The 22,524-nt window shown below is 65.7% G+C and carries 26 protein-coding genes; 12 read left to right on the top strand and 14 right to left on the bottom strand.

Translation table 11 applies throughout. From position 1 onward, the window contains the following. Positions 1-478 precede the first annotated feature (478 nt). The 5 genes from BLS61_RS04350 to BLS61_RS04330 all read left to right on the top strand — a co-directional run bounded on the left by BLS61_RS04350 (position 479) and on the right by BLS61_RS04330 (position 6,139). Positions 479-1,033, top strand: a complete 555-nt coding sequence (locus tag BLS61_RS04350) for a hypothetical protein (RefSeq protein WP_090427841.1) — start codon at positions 479-481, stop codon at positions 1,031-1,033. A gap of 75 nt (positions 1,034-1,108) precedes the next feature. Further along, complete coding sequence (locus tag BLS61_RS04345; RefSeq protein ID WP_090427838.1) at positions 1,109-1,657, top strand: L,D-transpeptidase family protein; 549 nt, start codon at positions 1,109-1,111, stop codon at positions 1,655-1,657. A 317-nt stretch (positions 1,658-1,974) separates the two neighbouring features. Then, positions 1,975-3,348 (top strand): glutamine synthetase family protein, encoded by a 1,374-nt coding sequence (locus BLS61_RS04340; RefSeq protein ID WP_011920867.1) that lies wholly within the window; start codon positions 1,975-1,977, stop codon positions 3,346-3,348. A gap of 224 nt (positions 3,349-3,572) precedes the next feature. Beyond that, the gene (locus tag BLS61_RS04335; protein WP_090427835.1) at positions 3,573-4,961 is read left to right on the top strand and encodes an aldehyde dehydrogenase family protein; all 1,389 of its coding nucleotides are present in this window, start codon (positions 3,573-3,575) and stop codon (positions 4,959-4,961) included. A gap of 8 nt (positions 4,962-4,969) precedes the next feature. Further along, positions 4,970-6,139 (top strand): iron-containing alcohol dehydrogenase, encoded by a 1,170-nt coding sequence (locus tag BLS61_RS04330; protein WP_090427832.1) that lies wholly within the window; start codon positions 4,970-4,972, stop codon positions 6,137-6,139. 73 nt (positions 6,140-6,212) lie between these two features. Here the strand turns inward: BLS61_RS04330 and BLS61_RS04325 are convergent, their stop codons facing one another. From BLS61_RS04325 to BLS61_RS04290, 8 genes are all read right to left on the bottom strand, one after another. Continuing rightward, a complete protein-coding gene (locus BLS61_RS04325; RefSeq protein ID WP_090427829.1) occupies positions 6,213-6,419 on the bottom strand; it encodes a hypothetical protein in 207 nt (68 codons plus the stop codon). A gap of 91 nt (positions 6,420-6,510) precedes the next feature. Continuing rightward, positions 6,511-7,044, bottom strand: a complete 534-nt coding sequence (locus tag BLS61_RS04320; RefSeq protein WP_090427825.1) for a hypothetical protein — start codon at positions 7,042-7,044, stop codon at positions 6,511-6,513. Positions 7,045-7,099: 55 nt separating this feature from the next. Beyond that, positions 7,100-7,582: a hypothetical protein gene (locus BLS61_RS04315; RefSeq protein ID WP_090427822.1), complete on the bottom strand. Its 483-nt coding sequence runs from the start codon at positions 7,580-7,582 to the stop codon at positions 7,100-7,102. Then, complete coding sequence (locus BLS61_RS04310; protein ID WP_090428076.1) at positions 7,583-7,939, bottom strand: DUF6152 family protein; 357 nt, start codon at positions 7,937-7,939, stop codon at positions 7,583-7,585. A 104-nt stretch (positions 7,940-8,043) separates the two neighbouring features. After that, positions 8,044-9,309: an Hsp70 family protein gene (locus BLS61_RS04305; protein WP_090427819.1), complete on the bottom strand. Its 1,266-nt coding sequence runs from the start codon at positions 9,307-9,309 to the stop codon at positions 8,044-8,046. Positions 9,310-9,448: 139 nt separating this feature from the next. After that, the gene (locus BLS61_RS04300) at positions 9,449-10,423 is read right to left on the bottom strand and encodes a lysylphosphatidylglycerol synthase transmembrane domain-containing protein (protein ID WP_090427816.1); all 975 of its coding nucleotides are present in this window, start codon (positions 10,421-10,423) and stop codon (positions 9,449-9,451) included. 210 nt (positions 10,424-10,633) lie between these two features. Continuing rightward, complete coding sequence (locus tag BLS61_RS04295) at positions 10,634-11,071, bottom strand: YqaA family protein (protein WP_090427812.1); 438 nt, start codon at positions 11,069-11,071, stop codon at positions 10,634-10,636. Between the two features lie 33 nt (positions 11,072-11,104). Continuing rightward, positions 11,105-11,833 carry a VC0807 family protein gene (locus BLS61_RS04290; protein WP_090427810.1) on the bottom strand — a complete coding sequence of 243 codons (729 nt, stop codon included), beginning with the start codon at positions 11,831-11,833 and terminating at the stop codon, positions 11,105-11,107. Between the two features lie 168 nt (positions 11,834-12,001). Between BLS61_RS04290 and BLS61_RS04285 the strand changes: the two genes are divergently transcribed. The 7 genes from BLS61_RS04285 to BLS61_RS04255 all read left to right on the top strand — a co-directional run bounded on the left by BLS61_RS04285 (position 12,002) and on the right by BLS61_RS04255 (position 17,598). After that, the gene (locus BLS61_RS04285) at positions 12,002-12,925 is read left to right on the top strand and encodes a substrate-binding domain-containing protein (protein WP_090427807.1); all 924 of its coding nucleotides are present in this window, start codon (positions 12,002-12,004) and stop codon (positions 12,923-12,925) included. A gap of 79 nt (positions 12,926-13,004) precedes the next feature. Further along, complete coding sequence (locus tag BLS61_RS04280; RefSeq protein ID WP_090427804.1) at positions 13,005-13,778, top strand: substrate-binding periplasmic protein; 774 nt, start codon at positions 13,005-13,007, stop codon at positions 13,776-13,778. 52 nt (positions 13,779-13,830) lie between these two features. Beyond that, positions 13,831-14,589 (top strand): substrate-binding periplasmic protein, encoded by a 759-nt coding sequence (locus tag BLS61_RS04275; RefSeq protein WP_090427801.1) that lies wholly within the window; start codon positions 13,831-13,833, stop codon positions 14,587-14,589. A 53-nt stretch (positions 14,590-14,642) separates the two neighbouring features. Further along, complete coding sequence (locus BLS61_RS04270) at positions 14,643-15,644, top strand: type II secretion system F family protein (protein WP_090427799.1); 1,002 nt, start codon at positions 14,643-14,645, stop codon at positions 15,642-15,644. Between the two features lie 137 nt (positions 15,645-15,781). Continuing rightward, positions 15,782-16,645 carry an isocitrate lyase/PEP mutase family protein gene (locus BLS61_RS04265; protein WP_090428073.1) on the top strand — a complete coding sequence of 288 codons (864 nt, stop codon included), beginning with the start codon at positions 15,782-15,784 and terminating at the stop codon, positions 16,643-16,645. A gap of 69 nt (positions 16,646-16,714) precedes the next feature. Then, entirely contained in the window at positions 16,715-16,981 is a 267-nt protein-coding gene (locus BLS61_RS04260) for a DksA/TraR family C4-type zinc finger protein (RefSeq protein WP_090427797.1), read from the top strand. A gap of 71 nt (positions 16,982-17,052) precedes the next feature. Next, positions 17,053-17,598 carry an REP-associated tyrosine transposase gene (locus BLS61_RS04255; protein ID WP_090427794.1) on the top strand — a complete coding sequence of 182 codons (546 nt, stop codon included), beginning with the start codon at positions 17,053-17,055 and terminating at the stop codon, positions 17,596-17,598. 112 nt (positions 17,599-17,710) lie between these two features. Here BLS61_RS04255 and ureC read toward each other — a convergent pair whose 3' ends face one another. The 6 genes from ureC to urtE form a co-directional block, all read right to left on the bottom strand. Continuing rightward, the gene (ureC, locus tag BLS61_RS04250; protein WP_090427791.1) at positions 17,711-19,411 is read right to left on the bottom strand and encodes an urease subunit alpha; all 1,701 of its coding nucleotides are present in this window, start codon (positions 19,409-19,411) and stop codon (positions 17,711-17,713) included. A gap of 87 nt (positions 19,412-19,498) precedes the next feature. After that, entirely contained in the window at positions 19,499-19,804 is a 306-nt protein-coding gene (locus tag BLS61_RS04245; protein WP_090427788.1) for an urease subunit beta, read from the bottom strand. A 7-nt stretch (positions 19,805-19,811) separates the two neighbouring features. Continuing rightward, on the bottom strand, positions 19,812-20,312 hold the full coding sequence (locus BLS61_RS04240) for a GNAT family N-acetyltransferase (protein ID WP_090427780.1): 501 nt from the start codon (positions 20,310-20,312) through the stop codon (positions 19,812-19,814). A 3-nt stretch (positions 20,313-20,315) separates the two neighbouring features. Continuing rightward, positions 20,316-20,618, bottom strand: a complete 303-nt coding sequence (gene ureA / locus BLS61_RS04235; protein ID WP_003246897.1) for an urease subunit gamma — start codon at positions 20,616-20,618, stop codon at positions 20,316-20,318. A 42-nt stretch (positions 20,619-20,660) separates the two neighbouring features. Next, positions 20,661-21,497 (bottom strand): urease accessory protein UreD, encoded by an 837-nt coding sequence (locus BLS61_RS04230; RefSeq protein WP_090427777.1) that lies wholly within the window; start codon positions 21,495-21,497, stop codon positions 20,661-20,663. 308 nt (positions 21,498-21,805) lie between these two features. Beyond that, positions 21,806-22,504, bottom strand: coding sequence for an urea ABC transporter ATP-binding subunit UrtE (urtE, locus tag BLS61_RS04225; protein ID WP_003246899.1), 699 nt, complete (start codon positions 22,502-22,504; stop codon positions 21,806-21,808). Positions 22,505-22,524: the final 20 nt, after the last annotated feature.

Here is a 22,524-nt window from a genome sequence, read left to right as displayed (position 1 = left end):
GACGCCCTGCCTTATCGGATTGGCATTAGGCCGACAGCAACGTCTCCTTTCAAGGACATGCCATAGCTGTAAGCGAGGCGCTTCTCTTCGCAGTAAAGGCGCACGCTGTGGACAAACGTACTGAATTCCGGACCGAGAATATGTAGGGGCACTCGATTAGCTCCATCAGAAGGAGCATGGGATACTGCCGGGCCTCACCCTATGTTCAAGAACACAAACTAAGGACTCTGCATGTCCTGGCCTTCCGGGCAACGTGACAAGACTCGCTGTCAGATATCGGAAAGCGCGGCGGGGTGGTGTTGGCGCGGCAGTCGATGACCCGGCGTTCTCGGAAGAAATACCGCGGCCTGTCGAGCGGACTGTCATGAACTGCTGGCCTCTAAGTGAACTTCGAGAACCTGCCTTCTCACCTGCTCGAATACAGTGGCGGCAATCAATGAATCGCAAGCGAGCTCAATGGGGTACGGTTGTTTTATCGATGATCCTGATGCTGACGGGACTGCACCTGAACGCAGAGGATCGCGCCATGCCCGCGAAATTCATGATGTATTACGGCCCTTCGGACAACGAAGACATGTTCGATGCCACGCGCTGGTTCGCCAGTGGCCAGTACCGGTCGAGACCGGGTTTCGAGGATTATCCGGTCAGCATGTTGCGTGCTCGACCGGTCCCCTTCACGCGGAATCAGATCGCTGATTTCCCCATCGTTGCCGCGATGGCGCTGCAGGAACATTATCCGGAGGCCGATCATCTCAAGCTGCTGGACTCCGAGCCGGACCTCAGCGCGCGCGTGCGTTATGCCTACAGCGCTTTTGCCGAACCGGATCTGCCGGTGGATTACTATTACCTCTACATAGAGCTGGATGGCACTCGCTACGTCGTTACCTTCGACCGCGATGGCCAGACGGGCGCGTTGCGCAAGAAGACTTACCGTGCCAGGGCCATCATCGGTGAGTACGCTTCGCAGGCCGAACATCGCAAGGTCTTCGAGGAGATCGAAGCGCAGGAGCGCCGCGAGGGACGGCGTGGCTGAGCGGGGCCATCGCCCGTGCAGCCGCGGGAGGCTTCTCGGCGACGATTTTCACCAGGGAGCCATTGGCTAGAAAGGATGCATGCCATCAAGCGTTTCGTAGTGCTGGGCCTAATCCTGGTAGCGTTGCTGCTGGGCTACACCAAGGTGATGGCGCGTATCGGCTCGGGGATTGCGCCTGATCTCGAGCAGCCGGATCGGCAGGCCGACCTGATTACCGTCGACAAGCGGCAGCGGCGCATGGTGCTCTGGCGCCAGGGCGAGTCGCTGGCCGAGTACCGTATTTCGCTCGGCGGCGCCGGTGATGAGGGGCACAAGCAGCGGGAGGGCGACCAGCGCACACCGGAGGGGCGTTACCTGATCGACTGGCGCAACCCCAAGTCGATGGCCCATCTCAGTCTGCATATTTCCTATCCCAACGAGCAGGACGAGGCCCGTGCCCGCGCCGCCGGCTATGCCCCCGGTGGCAATATCATGATTCACGGCCTGGCCAATGGCTGGGGCTGGCTCGGACCGCTGCATCATCTGTGGGACTGGACCGACGGTTGCATCGCCGTGCGCGACGACGAGATGCGCCAGATCTGGGCGCTGGTGCCCAATGGCACGCCTATCGAAATCCGCCGCTAGAGCGCGGGCTGCGGTGCGACGATCTTCAGTGACGTAGATCGGAGCCGTACAGAGGTCAGCCTTCCTATACACCGCTGGCAGCCCAAGAGTGGTGCGCGCGGCGCACCCTACGAACCGCAGCCTGGCGCCGCGCATGCAGATTTTCCCGCCTCGACCCTGCCATCCCGGCAATCCTGTACCACACTCAATGGGCCTGAAACGGACGCTGTCATAGGCGTCGTGCTGTGCCCATGCGTCGTCGGCCCTGCCTGGCCGGTCATGAATGCCCAGCCGTACGCTCGACCCGCCCGCCATAACAACAAGACGCAGGGGTTAGCATGTTCAAACCACGGGATGTAAAGACCCTGGGCGATGCCCGGCGCATCGTCGAGGAGCGTGGCCTGAGCCACGTCAAGGTCGGTCTGTTCGACAACGATGGGGTGATGCGCGGCAAGTACATGAGCCGCAGCAAGTTCTTCTCCGCCCTGGAGCACGGCTTCGCCTTCTGCGACGTGGTGCTCGGCTGGGACGTCAAGGACCAGCTCTACGACAACGCCCAGTACACCGGCTGGCACAGCGGCTACCCTGATGCGCCGGTGCGCATCCTGCCGCACACCTGCCGCGAGATTCCCTTCGAAAACGGCATGCTCCTGTTTCTCGCCGAGTTCGATCAGCAGGCCGAGGCGGTGTGCCCGCGCGGCACCCTGCGCCGGGTGATCGAGCGCTGCCAGGCCATGGGCTTCGAGCCCTATGCGGCGCTGGAGTACGAGTTCTTCATGTTCGACGAAACGCCGGAGTCGGCGCGGGCCAAGGGCTTTCGCGATCTCAAGCCGTTCACCCCGGACTGGTTCGGCTACTCGATGATCCGCAACTCGGTGCACGCCGAGCTCTATCACCAGATCCTCGAGATGGGCGAGGCGATGGATTTTCCCATCGAGGGCCTGCACACCGAAACCGGCCCCGGTGTGCTGGAGGCGGCCATCGCCTATGACCGCGCCGAGGCGGCGGCGGACAAGGGCGCGCTGTTCAAGACCTTCATGAAGGTACTGGCCCAGCGCAACGGCCTGATGGCCACCTTCATGGCCAAGTGGTCGGGCAAGTATCCGGGGCAGAGCGGGCATATCCACGTGTCGCTGCGTGACCGTGCGAGCGACAAGTCGGCCTTCTTTGATCCCGATCAGGCGCACAACATGAGCAAGCTGCAGCGGCATTTTCTCGCCGGCCAGCAGCGCCTGATGCCGGAATTCCTGTGCATGGTGGCGCCGACGCTGAACAGCTACCGGCGTCTGATTCCCGGCTTCTGGGCACCCACCGACGCCACCTGGGGGGTGGAGAACCGCACCGCGGCGCTGCGGGTAATCCCCGGCAGCGACAAGTCGCAGCGCCAGGAGTACCGCCTCGGCGCCGCCGACGGCAATCCCTTTCTGGCCTTGTCGGTGGCCATCGGCTCGGGGCTGTACGGAATCATGCAGCAGTGGGAGCCGACCGCGCCGGTCAGCGGCAACGCCTATGCGGTCAAGCACCCCGAGGAGCTGGCGCTGCCGCGCACGCTGTGGGATGCGGCGCAGCGCCTGAAGGGCTCGCAGGCGGCGCGCGAGCTGTTCGGCGACGCTTTCGTCGAGCACTTCGCCGCCAGCCGCGAATGGGAAGAGCGCGAGTACCGCCGCCATGTCAGCGACTGGGAGCTGGATCGCTACTTCGAAATCATCTGAGCGCTCCCCTCTCCCGCTTGCGGGGCGACGGCGGGATGAGCGAAGCATCGCTTCGCCCGCCGAAGCGCCCTGAGCTCTGCGAAGGGCAGGGGCGCGGAGCGGGGGCTGGGGGAGAGGGTGGCTGTTTTCTCCCCTCTCCCCAACCCTCTCCCCGGAGGGGCGAGGGGGCCGAGCGCGGTACGCGATCCACCACGTGGGCCGCGATTCCTTTTACGGAGCACCTAATGAGCAAACTGCAATGCATTTCCCCCATCGACGGTTCGGTCTACGTCGAACGTCACCTGGCCTCCAACCCCGAGATCCTGGCCGCGCTGGCCCGGGCCGAGCTGGCGCAGCAGACCTGGAAACGCACACCGCTGCGTGAGCGCATCGCCATCGGCCGGCGCGCCATCGACGCCTTCGCCGCACGCGAGAGCCAACTGGCCGAGGAACTGTGCTGGATGATGGGCCGGCCGATCCGCTACGCCGCCGGCGAGATCCGCGGCTTCGTCGAGCGCGCCACGCATATGGCCGATATCGCCGAGGGTTCGCTGGCCGATATCCGCCTGCCGGACAAGCCCGGCTTCACCCGTTTCATCCGCCGCGAGCCGTTGGGCGTGGCACTGGTCATCGCGCCCTGGAACTACCCCTACCTGACCGCGGTGAATGCGGTGATGCCGGCACTGCTGGCAGGCAACGCGGTATTGCTCAAGCACTCGGCGCAGACTCCGTTGTGCGCCGAGCGCATGGTCGAGGCCTTTGCCGAGGCCGGCCTGCCCGAAGGCGTGTTCCAGTACCTGCACCTGAGCCACGGCGAGACCGAAGCGCTGATTCGTGCGCCGACCATCAACCACGTCGCCTTCACCGGTTCGGTGCCGGGCGGGGCCATGGTCGAGCGGGCGGCGGCGGGGCGCTTCATCAGCGTCGGCCTGGAGCTGGGCGGCAAGGATCCGGCCTATGTGCGCGCCGACGCCGATCTGCAGCACGCGGTGGAAACCGCCATCGACGGCGCCTTCTTCAACTCCGGCCAATCGTGCTGCGGCATCGAGCGCATCTACGTGCACGAGTCGCTGTTCGATGCCTTCGTCGAGCAGGCGGTGGCGCTGGTGCGCCAGTACAAACTGGGGCGTTCGGACGACCCGCAGACTACCCTGGGCCCCTTGGTGCGGGCCGACGCCGCCGATTTCGTCCGCGCGCAGATCGCCGAGGCGGTCGAGCAGGGCGCCAGGGCGCATATCGACCCGGCCGAGTTTCCCCTGGATGCGCCGGGTACGCCCTATCTGGCGCCGCAGGTGCTGACCAACGTCAGCCATGAAATGCGCGTGATGACCGAGGAATCCTTCGGCCCGGTGGTGGGTATCCAGAAGGTCGCCAGCGACGAGGAGGCGCTGGCGCTGATGAACGACAGTGAGTTCGGCCTGACCGCGGCGATCTTCAGCCGCGACGTCGATGCCGCCATGGCCCTGGCTGATCGGGTGGAGGCCGGCACGGTGTTTCTCAACCGTTGCGACTACCTCGACCCCGGGCTGGCCTGGACCGGGGTGAAGCACTCCGGACGTGGCTGCACCCTCTCAAGGGTCGGCTACGAGCAGCTGACCCGGCCGAAATCCTTCCACTTCAAGACTCAGCTGTGAGGCGCGCAATGGACCTGAATCAGTACCGCATGAACTGGAATTACCCGACCTCGATGCGCGTCGGCGTCGGCCGCATCGCCGAGCTGGCCGAGGCCTGCCGTCAGCTCGGCATGCGCGCGCCGCTGCTGTGTACCGACCCCGGCCTGGCCGCACTGCCGATGATCGACGCGGCGCTGCGCCAGTGCCGCGATGCAGGCTTGAACGCAGGGCTGTTCTCGGCGATCAAGGGCAACCCCACCGGCGCCAACGTGATGGACGGTGTGGCCGCGTTCAAGGCCGGCGGGCATGACGGGGTGATCGCCTTCGGCGGCGGCTCGGCGCTGGATGCCGGCAAGGCCATCGCCCTGATGGTCGGCCAGGACCGGCCGCTGTGGGATTTCGAGGACGTCGGCGACAACGCCAGCCGGGTCAATGTCGCCGGCATGGCGCCGGTGGTGGCGGTGCCGACCACAGCCGGCACCGGCTCGGAAGTCGGTCGCGCCTCGGTGATCACCGACGACGCGGCGCATATCAAGCGCATCATCTTCCACGCGCGGATGCTGCCGGCGCTGGTGATTCTCGACCCGGAGCTGACGGTCGGCCTGCCGGCGAAGATCACCGCCGCCACCGGCATGGACGCGCTGTCTCACAGCCTCGAGGCCTTCTGCTCGCCGCTGTTCCATCCCATGGCCGAGGGCATCGCCCTGGAAGGCATGCGCCTGGTGCAGCAATACCTGCCGCGTGCGGTCAGTCAGGGCACCGACGTCGAGGCGCGGCTGCAGATGCTGGTGGCCTCGAGCATGGGCGCCACCGCCTTCCAGCGTGGCCTCGGTGCCATGCACGCGCTGGCCCATCCGCTGGGGGCGCTGTACGACGCCCATCACGGCCTGCTCAATGCAGTACTGATGCCGTACGTGCTGGTGGCCAACCGCGGTGCCATCGAGCCGCAGATGGAGAAGATGGCGCGCTACCTGGCGCTGTCGGGCAGCGGCTTCGAGGCGGTGCTGGACTGGGTGCTGGCGCTGCGCAGCGAGGTGGGCATTGCCCACAGCCTGGGCGAGATCGGCATCGACGATGCGCGCATCGAGCAGGTCGGGCGCATGGCCGAGGTTGACCCTTCGGCCGGCACCAACCCCATCGCCTTCAGCGCCGCGCAGTACAGCGCCTTGTTCGAGAAAGCGCTGCGGGGGACCTTGTAGCCCGGATGCAATCCGGGGGGCGGTTGGCCTGCCTTGCCCCGGATTTCATCCGGGCTACGGGCGCGACTGCTAGTTACTGCTCGGCGGCGTCCAGTTGATCCTGCAGACGCTGCTGGGCCTGCTGGTTGACCTGCTCGATCTGCTGCTTGAGCTGTTCCATCTGCTGCTGTTTCTGCGAAGCATCCTGTGCCTGCAAGGTGGCGGTGGTGGCGGTCTCTGCGCCGCCACAGGCGGCGAGTAGCAGCGGGCTGAGCAACAGGGCGAGGCGAATCGGGCGCATGGTGACTCCAGGGAACGAGAGTGTTGCGGGATAGGGGGTCAGCCCCCTCTCCCATTTATGGGAGAGGGTTGGGGAGAGGGCAAGCCTCGACCTATTCTTCCGCCTGCTCCGCCTGCAAGGCTTCCAGCGCCGGCGCGGCATAGATGCCCACTTCCACCGCCAGCTCCATCACCCGCGGCAGGTCGCTGGCGTACACCAGTACCGCCTGCAGCTCGTCGTCCAGCGGTTCGCTGAAGTCCACCAGCACATAGCCGCCGGTTTCCGGCGACAGCGCCGAGAGCTGCACCTGAATACGGTTGAGCGCCTTGAGCGGCTCGGTCTTGGCCAGTTGCTTGGGCTTGAGCACGAATTGCACCTGCGGGCCGAAGGATTCGGTGATGCGCTGGAACAGCTCTTCATAGCTGTCGGCCTGGAACAGCACGGTATCCGGCAGGCTGCCGACCACTACCCATTCGCCCAGCGGGATGGGGAATTCGTCGTCGTAGTTGACGTCCGGATTGGTGGCGAGGAAGGCAGCCGGGTCGGCATAGGCCTGCGCGGCCTCGTCGGCAATACGCGCGATCTCGTCCTCGACCAGGCAGCCGGAGCTTATCTTGGCGATCAGTTCTTCCAGCTGGGCTTTCATCGGGGCATTCCTGTTCGAGGGCGAAGGCGCGCAGGATAAGGCAAAGCGCGCCGCGCTAGAAGTAAGCCAGGAGGCGGCCGAGGCTCATCACCAGCAGCCACAACAGCAGCGACAGCGCCGCCTGCAGCCGACCTAACAGCGGCGCGTACGTATCCCAGTCGCTTAACCTGGCACTCCACAGACGACGAAACAGCAGCGCATTGGCGACGCCCAGAATGATCAGCAGCAGCTTGAGCTGCAGCAGACGGTCGACTGCCAGCGGCCCGGCGTCGGCGGCGAACAGACAGATGCCGCTGCCCAGCAGGAGCAACAGGCCGACCAGCGCCAGCGGCGTCAGCGTGCGCGACACGGCGGGCAGTGAGAACGCGCGGCCGGCGCCGAGCAGGCGTGCGTCGAGCAGCAGCATGGGCCCAAGCAGCAGCACCAGGCCAAGCAGGTGCAGCAGGTTGAACGCCGGGTAGAGCAGCGCCGAGCCGCGCATCTGCTCGCCCAGGGCCGTGGCTTCGAGCCAGGTGGCCCAGGCGATCAGGCTGTCCATCTAGCGCAGTTCAATGGTGCGACCATCGACGATGATGCGTTCGGCGCGGATCTCCGCGGTGCCGTCCTTGCGCGGGTAGCCGACTATGGTCACGGTCTTGCCCGCGGTAAGGTCGGCTTCGGGCAGGCCGCGCGCCTGCAGGCGGCTGATCGGCGCGAGGATCACCTGCCAGGTACGCCCGTCGTGCTCGATGCTCACATCGGCGTGGGGGTTGCGATAGTTGACGCTCTGCAGCGGCACTTCCAGGGTCAGGGTCTGTTCGGCGTCGTAGGAACTCCAGCCGTGATGAGCCTGGGCGAGGGCGGCGGTGAGCAGCAGGCCAAGCGTGGCGGTGAGCAGCAGCAGTTTCTTCAGCATCAGTTTCACCCGGTGGGCTGGTTGAACACCGGGTAAACCTAGCCGCTCTGGCTGGCGCTGCGAGGCCTGGGCAGCATTTGGAAACAGAATGGCGCGCCACTGCCTCAGCCGTAGCGCTTCTTCGCCTCGATGGCCAGGCCGCTGCCGATGCTGCCGAAGGTGTTGCCTTCCACGCTGCGCGCATTGGGCAGCATCGCCGCCACGCTCTGGCGCAGCGCCGGCACGCCGCTGGAACCGCCGGTGAAGAACAGCGTGTCGACCTGCTCGGCAGTGATGCCGGCATCGGCCAGCAACTGCGTGAGGCTGGTGCGAATGCGCTCGAGCAGCGGCTCGATGGCGTTCTCGAACAGCGGCCGGGTCAGCTCGGCGACCAGGCCCGGCTCGACGCGCGATAGGTCGATGGGGCGTGCATCCTGCTCGCTGAGGGCGATCTTGCTCTCTTCCACCTGCATCGCCAGCCAGTGCCCGGCGCGCTGTTCGATCAGGCCGAAGAGGCGGTCGATGCCGGTGGCGTCGACGATGTCGTAGCGCATGTTCTGCAGGGCCAGCTGGGTCTTCTGCGCGTACAGCGCGTTGATGGTGTGCCAGGTGGCCAGGTTGAGGTGGTAGCTGGTGGGCATGAAGGCGTCGCTCTTCATCCGGCTGCCGTAGCCGAACAGCGGCATCACCCCGGCCAGCGACAGCTGCTTGTCGAAGTCGGTGCCGCCGATATGCACGCCGCCAGTGGCGAGGATGTCGTCCTGACGCTCGGCCAGGTGGTGGCGTTCAGGGGCCAGACGCACCAGGGAGAAGTCCGAGGTGCCGCCGCCGATATCGACGATCAGCACCAGCTCCTCGCGCGCCAGGCTCGACTCGTAGTCGAAGGCCGCGGCGATGGGTTCGTACTGGAACGACACCTCCTTGAAGCCGAGCTTGTGCGCCACGGCCACCAGGGTGTTCTGCGCCTCCTGGTCGGCGACCGGGTCGTCATCGACGAAGAACACCGGGCGACCCAGCACCACTTCCTCGAAGGCGCGTTCGGCCTGGGCTTCGGCACGTTTTTTCAGCTCGCCGATAAAGAAGCCGAGCAGGTCCTTGAACGGCAGGGCACTGCCCAGCACCGTGGTTTCGCTTTTCAGCAGCTTGGAGCCCAGCAGGCTTTTCAGCGAGCGCATCAGGCGCCCTTCGTAGCCCTCCAGGTACTCGTGCAGGGCCAGGCGGCCATAGACCGGGCGGCGTTCCTCGGTGTTGAAGAAGATCACCGAGGGCAGGGTGATCTTGCCGTCTTCCAGGGGCAGCAGGCTGTCCTGGCCGGGGCGCAGCCAGCCGACGGTGGAGTTGGAGGTACCGAAGTCGATGCCGCAGGCGCGGGCGGGAGTGGAGAAGGACATGGAAACGCAGGGCCGCAAAAAATTGAAGGGAGAAATTTCTGACGTCGCGCAGCGACGGCCCGACGGGTGGCCGCCAGGGATGGCAGGCCGCAAAAAATGGCCGCGCATTCTATGTCAGTGGCGCGGCGACGGCGAGCCGTTAGGACGGCAGGTTGCCGCCCTGCTGCTTTTCCTTCCACTGGCTCCACTCGAAGCCCAGCACCACCAGCAGCGACAGGGCGAAGGGCAGCAGCAGGTAGAACACGCGGAACACGATCAGCGCGGCCAGCACGTCGGCGGCGGGAATTTCCGGCATGGCTGCGAGGAAGGTCACCTCCAGCACCCCCAGGCCGCCCGGCGCATGGGACAGCAGGGCCAGCGAGAAGGACGCGAGGAACACGCCGAGCACCACCAGGTAACCGGGGTGATTGTCGGCCGGCAGGGCGAAATAGATGATCGCCGCGGCGCACAGCAATTCCAGCGGGCCGGCCAGCAACTGGCGGCTGACGATGGGCAGGCGCGGATATTCGACGTGCAGCTTGCCCAGCGTCCAGGGTTCGAACTGGCGCCAGGAGCCCAGCACGTAGAGGCCGACCAGGCTCAGCAGCACGCTGCCGATGACCACCGATACCAGTGGCGTGATATTGGCTACCCGGTGGATCAGGTCGGGCTGGGCAATCAGCACGCAGCCGCTGGCCAGCAGGGTGCCGAGGGCGAAGGTGAAGGAGCAGAAGACGATGAGGATGCCGATTTCCTGTGGCGTCAGGCCCTTGCTGCGATAGGCGCGATAGCGCACCACCGCGCCGGAGAACACCGAGGCGCCGATGTTGTGGGCCAGGGCGTAGGTGGTGAAGGAGCACAGGGTGATGAAGCGCCAGGGAATCTTCTTGCCGAGGTGGGCGACGGCGATGCGGTCGTACCAGGCCAGTGCCCAGTAGGCACCGAGGGTGGCGGCGGCGGCGAGCAGCCAGTTCATGAGCGAGATCGCCTCGAGGCTGCCCTTGATCTGGTCGAGGGAGATATTACGCAGCTCGCGATAGAGCAGGAAGCCGGAGAGCACCACGGCACTGAGCCCGATCAGCGTCCAGATCAGGTCGCTGCGCTTCAGTTTGGGTTTGGCTTCTAGGACAGACACCGCAATTCCTCGCTCACCAGGCCCCGGGGTAGTGGGGCCGCATGCCTCTGACGAGGCGGCTGTTCACCGGCTTGCCGGGCGTTCGCAACGGCCGTTGACGGATCGTGCCCGCGCGGCGCGCTGCGCAGTATCAGGGAGGCGCCGTCAGTACTCAACTGGCAGGCATGCAGGCGCCCCTCAGTATTTGTGTCAGCGATCATTCCGATACGTTCATATCCAGGCCAGGGTCAGCGCTGCCAGCACCGCGTAGCGGCCGGCCTTGGCCAGGGTGACGATGGTGAGGAATATCCACAGACGTTCGCGCATCACCCCGGCGACCAGCGTCAATGGGTCGCCGATCACCGGCATCCAGCTGAGCAGCAATGACCAGCGCCCGTAACGGGCATACCAGGCCTGCGCCTCCTGCAGCCGAGCCGGGCTGACGGGAAACCAGCGGCGTTCACGATAATGCTCGATCGAGCGCCCCAGCAGCCAGTTGACCCATGAGCCCAGCACGTTGCCCAGGGTGGCCGTCAGCAGCAGTGCCCAGAGTGGATGCTGGCCGGCCAGCAGCAGGGCGACCAGCACGGCCTCGGACTGCAGCGGCAGCAGCGTCGCCGCGCCGAAGGCGGAGAGAAACAGGGCCGGGTAGGCGGAAAGACCGAGCATATACAGCGCTGCCGACCCGGAGGTCGGCGCGACTCAGGGCTGCGATTCCTGGCCGCTGTTGGCCATGATCTCTTCCAGGCTCAGCCCGGTCAGGCCATGAATGGTCTTCCACAGGTAGTAGAAGATGGCCATCAGCATGATCATCGAGGGGATGGCGATCATCGGGTAGCTGAGCAGAGTCATGCGTCCCAGCTCGTCGTTGAACGCCTCGGTGCCGGCCGGGCTGACCACGATCCACTTGGCCAGCACGTAGTTCATGAACGAGGAGAAGAAGAAGGTGCCGCTGAGCCAGTAGGTGGCGCGCATCAGCCGCGTTTCGAAATGCTCGACGTGGCCGCCCTGTTCCAGGCGCTCGTGGATCTTGTCGACGTTGAGCACCGTCTTGTTGAACAGCAGGGTGCGGATCAGCGGGTAGCGGGTACGGGTGGAAACCAGCACGGCGATGCCGATCAGCCCGGGAATGGCGGCTTCCTTCACGGCCAGCCACTGGTTGTCCAGATGCAGCAGGCCGATGCCGCCGGTCAGCGCCACGCTGATCAGGCCGAGCAGGGCGATGAAGTTGAATTTGCGGTACTTGATCAGCTCGAACGCGCCCCAGCCCAGCGGGAAGGCCAGGGCCAGCAACAGCGCGCCATCGGCGCCGAGGCGATGCTCACCACTGAGCTTCATCAGAATGAACGAGGGAATCAGGATGCTGATGGCCAGATCGATCAGTGGGCGGGGCTTGTGCGTTGGGGTGCGGCTGTCAGTGGTGGCGGTCATGGATTAGCTGGAGTCTGCGTAGGAGGCCCGATGATCGCCTGCCCGGCGCGCCAGAGCTAGCCCGACTGTCGGTTTTGAATGTGAAAAAGTATGAGTCGACAGCTGGCCGACAGGCGTCGCAGCATGCCACTGCGCTGCTAAAGTGATGGCAAGGCCCGGGAGTCGAGCATGCCAAGACATATCCCCTTTATCTGCCTGCTGCTGCTTGCCTGGGGCCTGTCGGCGACACCCTCCTGGGCACGTGACTGCATCGGCCTGGTGCCGGCTGGCACCTCGGCCTACTGGAGCGAACTGGAGGCCGGCGCCAGGCGCAGCGCAGACGACCTGCAACTGGAACTCTATACCCGCGGCCCGACCCAGGAGGGCAGCGTCGAGGCGCAGCTGCAACTGATCGAGCGCGTGCTCGACCATGGCTGCAAGGCACTGATCATCGCGCCGGCCGGAGACGCCATCGACTCGCGTGTCGCGGCCCTGCGCGCCGAAGGCATTCCCACCGTCTACGTCGACCGCAGCGTGCCCGGCGATGGCGCCTATGCGCTGGTGGCGACCGACAACTTTCTCGCCGGTCAGCTGGCCGGTCAGCAACTGGCCGAGCGTGTCGGGCGAGGGGGGCGAGTCGGCTTGTTGCGTCTGCGCCCGGGCCTGCAGTCAACCGAGGAGCGCGAGCGTGGCTTTTTGCTGGCGGCGCGCATGGCCGGGTTGCAGGTGGCGTTCGACACCTACCTGGGCGACGACCGCCAGCGCATCGTTCAAGCCCTGAGCGAGCAGCTGCCCAGCCTCGACGGCCTGTTCAGCCCCAATGGCAGCAGCAGTCGTGCAACCCTGGCGGCCCTGCGCCAGCTGGGCAAGGCCGGGCAGGTGGACTTCGTCGGTTTCGACAGTGGTGAACTCTTGCTCGACGCCCTGCGTGAGGGGCAGATTCAGGCTTTGCTGCAGCAGCAGCCGCAGGCCATGGGAGACCATGCGGTGCGTCTGGTGCACCGCGCGCTGAGCGGTGAGCGAGCCATCTCGCGCCTGCAACTGCTGCTCGAGCCACGCGTACTGACCGCCAGCGAGTTGGCCGAGACGACCGCGCCGCTGCAGCCTTGGTGATCGACTGTGCGGGCGTTTATGATCCTGCGCCTGGCCGCCCTGAATTCGCTGTTGGGCGCGCCCCTGACGGTATTGGCCAATGAACCTGAAGTACCCGGTCGTAGTCCTGCTGCTGCTTTGCAGTCTCGCCGCTCATTTGTCGGCGGCCGAGTTGCGCCTGTACACCGAGGACTATCGCCCCTTCAGCTATCTGCAGGACGGCAAGCCGAGCGGCATGGCGGTCGCCGTGGTCGAGGAGCTGATCCGTCGCACCGACGACACGGCGCGCATCGAACTGGTGCCCTGGACGCGCGGCTATCACCAGGTTCGCCACCAGGCCGATACCGCGCTGTTCTCCACCGTTCGCACGGCGCAGCGCGAGGCCGATTTTCAGTGGGTCGGGCCGATCGCGCGAGGCTATACGCGTTTCTATACGCACAAGGATGCCGGCTTGCGCGTCACCAGTCTCGACGACGTGCGCCAACTCGGCACCCTCGCCGTGCCCAAGCAGTGGTACAGCTACGAAGTGCTGCGCGAGCAGAATCTGGAAAACCTCTATGGCGTGCCGACACCGCAGGACATGCTGCGCATGTTTCGCCTCGGCCGGGTCAGGTTGCTGCTGGCCAACACCCTGACCCTCGACGGCATGCTCGCCGAGCAGGGCATGCATGCCGGGCAGCTGCAGGAGCAGTTCGACCTGATGCCCAACGACTCCTACATCGCCTTCTCCCGGCAGACCGATGTCGCACGCGTCGCCCGTTGGCAGGATGCGTTGCAGGACATGCGTCGGGACGGCAGCCTGGAACGCATCTACCGGCACTGGTTTCCCGACGCGGACGCGCGCACGCTGGCCGACCTGCTGCGCGTCGAATGAGCCTGCTGCGTCAGGTTGCAGCGCTTGCTAGGCTGCAGGCGGGAGGAGCGCAATGATGGGCAAGCGCCTGTATCGATGGCTGGGTGTGCTGCTGGTGGCGCTGTGCGCGACGGCCGATGCGCAGTTGCGTCTGCTCACCGAGGATGCGCCGCCGATGAGCTTCATGCGCGAAGGTGAACCCAGTGGTTTCTCCATCGAGGTGGTCAGGGCCTTGCTGGCGCGCACGGGCGACCGTGGCCAGATCGAGCTGATGCCCTGGACGCGTGCTTTCCACCTCGCCCAGCAGGATGCCGATACGGGGCTGTTTTCCACCGTGCGCACGCCCGAGCGTGAGGAGAAATTCCAATGGGTCGGGCCCATTGTGGTCGGCACCACCAGCTTCTACTCGCTGAAATCCCGCCACCTGAGCATCGACACGCTGCAGCAGGCCGCGGACAGCGGGCCGCTGGCCCTGCCCAAGCAGTGGTATACCTTCGAGACCCTGGGGGCCAAGGGTTTCACCAATCTCTACGGCGTGCCCAGTTCGAAGCACATGATGACCATGCTCAAGCATGGCCGGGTCAAGCTGATCGCCACAGAGGACCTGACCCTGGCCGGCGAACTGGCTTCCGTCGATCTCAAGCCGCAGGACGTCACCGCGCATGTGCCGTTCATGCGCTCGGCCTATTACATCGCCTTCTCCCCGCAGACCTCGGTGGTACGTGTGGCGCGTTGGCAACAGGCGTTGCGACAGATGCACGAGGACGGCAGCCTCGAGGCCATCCTCAGGCGCTGGCTGCCGCATGCCCCCATGCCGCCCATCGAACCGTAGCGGCTCGCCCGGCTACTGGTTAACCTGAGCGCTGGAGTCCACCGAGCCCGATCATGCCGCGTGCCCATCTCGCTCTCGACCTGCGCAGCCGCGCCAGCCTGTTCGCCCATCTGGCGGCGATGGAACGGGCGGGCGTGCCCATCGATCGTGCGCTGGCCGGTCTGAGTCTCGGTGCGCGCCATGAGGCCGCTGTGAAGCGCCTGCGGCAGATGGTGGGCAACGGACGCGACCTGGCGAGTTCCGGCCAGTTGAGTGGCGTGTTCACGCCACTGGAAAGCGCCCTGGTGCGCGCCGCACAGGAGGCCGGCGAGCTGGCGCAGATCCACCAGCGGCTGGCGCAGCGCTACGAGGCGCAGGCGCGCCAGGCCGCCGAGCTTGTCTCACGCCTGTTGTTGCCTGCCGGCGTGCTGTTGCTGGCGCTGGCGGTCAAACCCCTGCCCGCGCTGGTGGCGGGAAACCTGAGCGGCACAGGTTACCTGGCAGCCGTGCTGCTGCCGGTGTTCTGGCTCTGTGCCCTGCTGTTCGGCGCACGCGCGCTGTGGCGCCATTGGCAGCAGCGACGAACCGATCAGCCCGGCCCCCTCGATGATCTGCTGCTGGCGCTGCCGCTGGTTGGCAGCCTGCAGCGTCGTGCTGACATGCGTGATTTCTGCGACAGCCTCGGGTTGCTGCTGGAGGCCGGCATGCCGGTGCTCGATGCCCTGCCGCGCGCCTGTGGCGCGATGCGCAACGTGCGGCTGCGGCGGGAATTCGCCACCCTGGCACCGCGGGTCGCCGCCGGGCAATCACTGGTGCGTGCCTTCGACGGGCTGAGATTTCCCGGCAAGGCCATGCTTATCGGTGTGCTCAATACCGGCGAGGCGACCGGCCGCCCTGGCGAGGCACTGCTGCATTTCGCCCACCTGCAGGCGCAGCAGCTGGCGGCGAGCCAGCAGATGCTGGCCAGTTGGGGGCCGCGTCTGTTCTATCTGGCTGTCGCCGGCTGGATGGCATACGGCCTGCTGAGCGGCGGCGGTTTCTTCCCGGCGCTGCCCGCGGAGCTGGCTGGCCGATAAATTGCTGGGCATATGCCAGGGCGAGTCGTCTGAAAGCTGGCAGCAAGTGCCTTGCGCTAGCATTCGTCGCGTCTACGCCATCATTAAAAAGAGAAAAAAGCGATTCAACCGACTTTGGAATACGCCCCATGCCCATCCTGCAACGTGCATCCCACCATGAGCTGCGTAGCGCCTTCAGAGCGCTGCTGGCTTCCGAGCGCTGCTACCACACCGCCTCGGTCTTCGACCCCATGTCCGCCCGCATCGCCGCCGATCTCGACTTCGAGGTCGGCATTCTCGGTGGCTCCGTCGCCTCCCTGCAGGTGCTCGGCGCGCCGGACTTCGCCCTGATCACCCTCAGCGAATTCGTCGAGCAGGCGGCGCGCATCGGCCGCGTCGCCCGCCTGCCGGTGATCGCCGATGCCGACCACGGTTACGGCAATGCGCTCAACGTGATGCGCACCGTGGTCGAGCTGGAACGCGCCGGCGTCGCCGCGCTGACCATCGAGGACACCCTGCTGCCGGCCCAGTTCGGTCGCAAGTCCACCGACCTGATCTCCATCGAGGAGGGCGTCGGCAAGATCCTCGCCGCGCTGGAAGCGCGCGTCGACCCCGAACTCTCGATCATCGCCCGGACCCATGCCGGGGTGCTGGAGGTGGACGAAGTGATCCGCCGCACCCGCGCCTACGAGGCGGCCGGGGCCGACGGCATCTGCCTGGTCGGGGTCAGGGACTTCGCCCACCTGGAGCAGATCGCCGCAGGCCTCAAGGTGCCGCTGATGCTGGTCACCTACGGCAACCCCGAGCTGCGCGACAACCAGCGCCTGGCACGCCTGGGCGTGCGCATCGTGGTCAACGGCCATGCCGCCTACTTCGCCGCGATCAAGGCCACCTACGACTGCCTGCGCGAGCAACGCGGCGCCCAGCCGTGCGACCTCAACGCCACCGAGCTGACCCACAAGTACACCATGCCCGAGGATTACATTCTCTGGGCCAAGGAGTTCATGGAAGTCCGCGAGTAACGACGGGCAGCACTTGCACTTCGCATGCCCCGGGCGCATATCTGTTCGGTAGGGACGAGGAGGTGCAGCATGGCAAGTGGTTGGGCGAACGACGACGCGGTACAGGAGCAGATCGACAGCAGCATCGAGGACGCCATCGCGCGTGCCCGCAGCCAGCTGCCGAAAGGCGAGAGCCTGCGGCACTGCGAGGAATGCGACGCCGTCATTCCCGAAGCCCGTCGTCAGGCGATTCCCGGCGTGCGCCTGTGCGTCAATTGCCAGGCCGAGCACGACCGCGAGAACGCCGCTTTCAGTGGCTACAACCGCCGGGGCAGCAAGGACAGTCAGCTGCGCTAGTCTTTCTGGCGGACCTTACCCGTAGGGCGGGTGAAACCCGCCACAGCCAACTTCGCAACAAGGACGTTGCCATGTCTGACTACCGCCGCGCCGCCGTTCCCGGCGGCACCTATTTCTTCACGCTGGTCAGCGAACGGCGCCAGCCGATCCTCACAGAACCCGATATCCGCCTGGCTCTGCGCGAAGCCATCGAAACGGTTCGTCTTACCCAGCCCTTCGTCATCGACGCCTGGGTATTGCTGCCCGATCATCTGCATGCCATCTGGCGCCTACCACCCGATGATGCGGACTTTTCCAAGCGCTGGCGGTTGATCAAGCGGCATGTCACGCATACGTGTGGCAGCCGCTATAACCGCTCGGATTTGTTGAGCCACCGACGTCAGACGAAGGGCCAGGGCACGCTCTGGCAGCAGCGCTTCTGGGAGCATCTGATCCGTGACGAGCGCGACTATGCGCGGCACTTCGATTACCTGCACGGCAATCCGCTCAAGCACGGCCTGGTGACGCGTGTGCAGGATTGGCCTTGGTCGTCGTTTCACCGTTGGGTGAAGCAGGGTATCTACCCTGTCGATTGGGGCGGGGATGCGAGCCTTGATGAGCTGGGTGTCGGGGAGTGAAGCGGTGAATGAGTTGGCGGGTGAAACCCGCCAGGGATGTCAAAACAAACCAGGCGGTTTGCGCAGGCGTGGTAATCGCCTACCGTAGGGCGGGTGAAACCCGCCAGGGATGTCAGAACAGGAAATACCGCTGCGCCATCGGCAGCACCTCGGCCGGCTCGCACCAGAGCAACTGGCCGTCGGCCCTGACCTGATAGTTCTGCGCATCGACCTCGATGTTCGGCAGGTAGCCGTTATGGATCAGGTCGGTCTTCTGCACTTCGCGGCAGCCTTTGACCACACCGATCTTCTTCTTCAGACCCAGCTGCTCGGGCACGCCGGCGTCGAATGCCGCCTGACTGATAAAGGTGATGCTTGTGGCATGGCGGCTGCCGGCAAAGCTTGCGAACATCGGCCGGTAATGCACCGGCTGCGGTGTCGGGATCGAGGCGTTGGCATCGCCCATCAGGCTGGCGGCAATCGCCCCGCCCTTGAGGATCAGCGTCGGCTTCACGCCGAAGAAGGCCGGGCGCCAGAGCACCAGGTCAGCCCATTTACCCACTTCCACCGAGCCCACTTCATGGCTGATGCCGTGGGTGATGGCCGGGTTGATGGTGTATTTGGCGATATAGCGCTTGGCGCGGAAGTTGTCGTTGCCGGGGGCGTCCTCGGGCAGGGCGCCGCGCTGTTTCTTCATCTTGTCGGCGGTCTGCCAGGTACGGGTGATCACCTCGCCGACACGGCCCATGGCCTGGCTGTCGGAGCTGATCATGGAAAAGGCGCCGAGGTCGTGGAGGATATCCTCTGCCGCAATGGTTTCCCGGCGGATACGGCTCTCGGCGAAGGCCACGTCCTCGGCGATGCTCGGGTCGAGGTGGTGGCAGACCATGAGCATGTCCAGGTGCTCGTCGATGGTGTTGCGGGTGAAGGGCCGGGTCGGGTTGGTGGAGCTGGGCAGCACATTGGGGAAGCCGCAGGCCTTGATGATGTCCGGCGCATGACCGCCGCCGGCACCCTCGGTGTGGTAGGTGTGGATGGTGCGGCCCTTGAACGCGCCGAGGGTGGTCTCGACGAAGCCGGACTCGTTGAGGGTGTCGGTATGGATCGCCACCTGCACGTCGTATTGGTCGGCCACGCTCAGGCAGTTGTCGATGGCCGCCGGGGTGGTGCCCCAGTCCTCGTGCAGCTTCAAACCGATGGCGCCGGCCTTGACCTGTTCGATCAGGGGCTCGGGCAGCGAGGCGTTGCCCTTGCCGGTAAAACCCAGGTTCATCGGGAAGGCGTCGGCGGCCTGCAGCATGCGCGCCATGTGCCAGGGTCCGGAGGTGCAGGTGGTGGCGTTGGTACCGGTGGCAGGTCCGGTGCCGCCACCGATCATGGTGGTCACCCCGCTCATCAGTGCTTCTTCGATCTGTTGCGGGCAGATGAAGTGGATATGGGTGTCGATGCCGCCGGCGGTGAGGATCATGCCCTCGCCGGCGATCACCTCGGTGCCGGCACCGATGGCGATGGTCACGTCGGGCTGTATATCAGGATTGCCGGCCTTGCCGATGGCTTTGATGCGCCCGTCCTTGAGGCCGACGTCGGCCTTGACGATGCCCCAGTGGTCGATGATCAGCGCATTGGTGATCAGGGTGTCGACTACATCTTTGGCGCACAGCTGGCCCTGGCCCATGCCGTCGCGGATCACCTTGCCGCCGCCGAATTTCACTTCTTCGCCGTAGGTGGTGAAGTCCTTCTCGACTTCGATCCACAGGTCGGTATCGGCCAGGCGCACCTTGTCGCCGACGGTGGGGCCGAACATGTCGGCATAGGCTTGTCTGCTGATCTTCATTGGCTCGTCCCGTAGGGTGCGCCGTGCGCACCGTTGCTATCTGTGTCGTTGCTGGTGCGCGCGGCGCACCCTACGAAAATTGGTGTCTCAAAGATCGCCCATCACCCGGCCGGCGAAGCCGAACACGCGGCGCGCGCCAGCCAGATCGACCAGTTCCACCTCGCGGCTCTGTCCCGGCTCGAAGCGCACCGCAGTGCCGGCGGGAATGTTCAGGCGCATACCTCGCGTGGATGCTCGATCGAAGATCAGCGCATCGTTGGTCTCGAAGAAGTGGTAGTGCGAGCCGACCTGGATCGGCCGGTCGCCGCTGTTGGCCACGGAAAGGGTCAGGGTGCGGCGACCGGCATTGAGCTCGATCTCGCCATCGGCAATCTGGTATTCGCCGGGAATCATGGGTTGCTCACTCCAGAATCAATTGCATAAAGGTCAAGTCCAGCCAGCGGCCGAACTTGCGACCGACCTGGGGCATCTGCCCGGTGGTGACGAAACCAAGGCGCTGGTGCAGGCGAATCGAGGCGGCATTTTCCGACTCGATGGCGGCGACCATGACGTGCAGGTTGGCGGCGCGAGCGCGCTCGATCAGCGCCTGCATCAGCGCCGGGCCGAGCCCTTGGCCGCGCTGGTCGGCGCGCACGTAGACCGAGTGCTCGACGGTATGGCGAAAGCCCTCGATGCTGCGCCAGGTGCCGTAGCTGGCGTAGCCGACTACCTCGCCGGCGGCGTCATGCGCGACCAGCACGGGAAAGCCCGCCGCCGTGCGTTCGGCCAGCCAGGCGCGGCGGTTGGCCAGGTCCACCAGGGTCTCGTTCCAGATCGCCGTGGTGTGCTGCACCGCGTCGTTGTAGATGGCCAGGATGCCGGGCAGATCGGCTTCGCCGGCGTTCACTATCGAATAGCTCATGAATCACGCAATCGGCTGGTGGACGGTCACCAGCTTGGTGCCGTCGGGGAAGGTGGCTTCGATCTGGATCTCCGGGATCATCTCCGGCACGCCCTCCATCACCTGCTCGCGACTCAGCAGGGTGGTGCCGAAGTGCATCAACTCGGCGACGGTCTGGCCGTCGCGCGCGCCTTCGAGCAGGGCGGCGGAGATATAGGCCATGGCTTCCGGGTAGTTGAGCTTGACTCCTCGGGCCAGACGGCGCTCGGCCACCAGGCCGGCGGTGAAGATCAGCAGCTTGTCTTTCTCGCGTGGACTCAGATCCATCGTTCGCTCCAGTTCATGGGGTGGCTGCCGGCAGCCTCCGCCTCAGGTATTCCAGATTCGGGGTGGCACCGCTTCACGCCCCAGCAGCGCCGGGCGTAGCAGGCGCCAGAGTTCGATCAGCCAGGCACGGGCCTTGAGTGCTTCGCTGGCCAGGCAGCGGGCGACCAGCAGGCCTGCGAGCTGGCTGAGGTCGCCACGTACGCCTTCGATCTTCAGTTCGCGGCAGCGCTCGAGTAAATCACTATCCACCTCGCCACTGACCAGCAGGGTGGCGAATACCGGCTGGCCGTTCAGGCCGATGGGTGAGTCGAGCAGTCCGTCGCCGCCGCTCACGCGCTGGCGCTCGTGCCACAACAACCTGCCGTCACGGCGAACATCCAGCGCGGCCTGAAAGTGGCCGCTGGCAAAGCGCTCGTCGGCGGCGGGGCGGCCGAGGGCAACGATGTCCCAGTACAGCAGGCGAGCGTCGCCGTGCAGCTCGATCTGCGTACGCAGTTCGGCCTGGGCGCCGGCATAGACGATGGTTTCCTGCGGCAGCCATTCCAGCGTGGCGCCGGCCTCGACGCGCAGGCGCAGATCCTGGCGGGCGACGCCGGCGGCGCGGTACCACTTGGCTGCGCCGGGGCTGGTGAGCTGCACCCAGGTGCGTTCGCCGGCATGGGCAGAGATGTCCAGGCGGTCGCCACCGGCGATGCCGCCGGGCGGGTGGACGATGATGTGCTGGCACACCTCCGGCCCCTCGGCGTAGAGGTGTTTCTGCACCCTGAGAGGGCCGAGGTGACGCCTGCGCACCGGTGTGGTGCGTTCACCGTGGCGCGCGTAGGCCAGCTCCAGCTCGGCGGGCCAGCTGGGCGTGAACAGGGCGGCAGGCAGATTCATGGCAGGGCAGGTTCCACACAATAGTTGACCGAGTGGGCAAGCAAGAGGCGTGCCTCGAACCAATTCGGTGCGTGTGACGCGGTATGCGGCCACACGCCCACGTAGGGTGTCGCGGGGCCGCCCAGGCCGTGCGCACCAGGGCTCGGGACCATGCACCGCTCCAGCGAGGCGTCGCGGCTAAAGCCCCTCCCACAAGGCGGATCAGCGGCGAGACATTCGCGGTAACCGTCCGCCGTGCGAACCCCGCCTGCGAGCGGCAGGAGGATTTCTATGCCTTGAGAGGGCCGCGGTGCGCATGGCGCACCCTACTAGATGGCCACCAGCCCGCGTACGCCCTCGGCTTCCATGTTCTCACCACGGCCCTGCTGGACGATCTCGCCGCGGCTCATCACCAGGTACTGGTCGGCCAGTTCGGCGGCGAAGTCGTAGAACTGCTCCACCAGCAGGATGGCCATGTCGCCACGGGCGGCGAGCTTCTTGATCACCGCGCCGATCTCCTTGATCACCGAGGGCTGGATGCCTTCTGTGGGTTCGTCGAGGATCAACAGGCGCGGCTGGCTGGCCAGCGCGCGGCCGATGGCCAACTGTTGCTGCTGGCCGCCGGACAGGTCGCCGCCACGGCGATGCTTCATTTCGCGCAACACCGGGAAGAGTTCGTAGATGAACGCCGGCACTTCCTTGGCCTGGCTGCCGGGAAAGCGTGACAGGCCCATCAGCAGGTTCTCTTCCACCGTCAGGCGGCCGAAGATCTCGCGGCCCTGGGGCACGTAGGCGATGCCGGCGTGTACGCGTTGGTGCGGCTTGTAGGCGGTGATGGCCTTGCCTTCCCATTGCACATGGCCGTCCTTGGCCGGGATCAGGCCCATCAGGCACTTAAGCAGGGTGGTCTTGCCCACGCCGTTGCGGCCGAGCAGGCAGGTGACCTCGCCGACCTTCACGTCGAACGACAGGCCACGAAGGATGTGGCTGCCGCCGTAATACTGGTGGAGTTGTTGGACTTGCAGCATATCGATGTCCTTAAGCATGC

It is taken from the genome of Ectopseudomonas guguanensis, assembly GCF_900104265.1.
Lineage (GTDB): Bacteria > Pseudomonadota > Gammaproteobacteria > Pseudomonadales > Pseudomonadaceae > Aquipseudomonas > Aquipseudomonas guguanensis.
The sequence above is the reverse complement of the archived record's forward strand: the minus strand, read 5'-3'. Positions and strand labels throughout refer to the sequence as shown.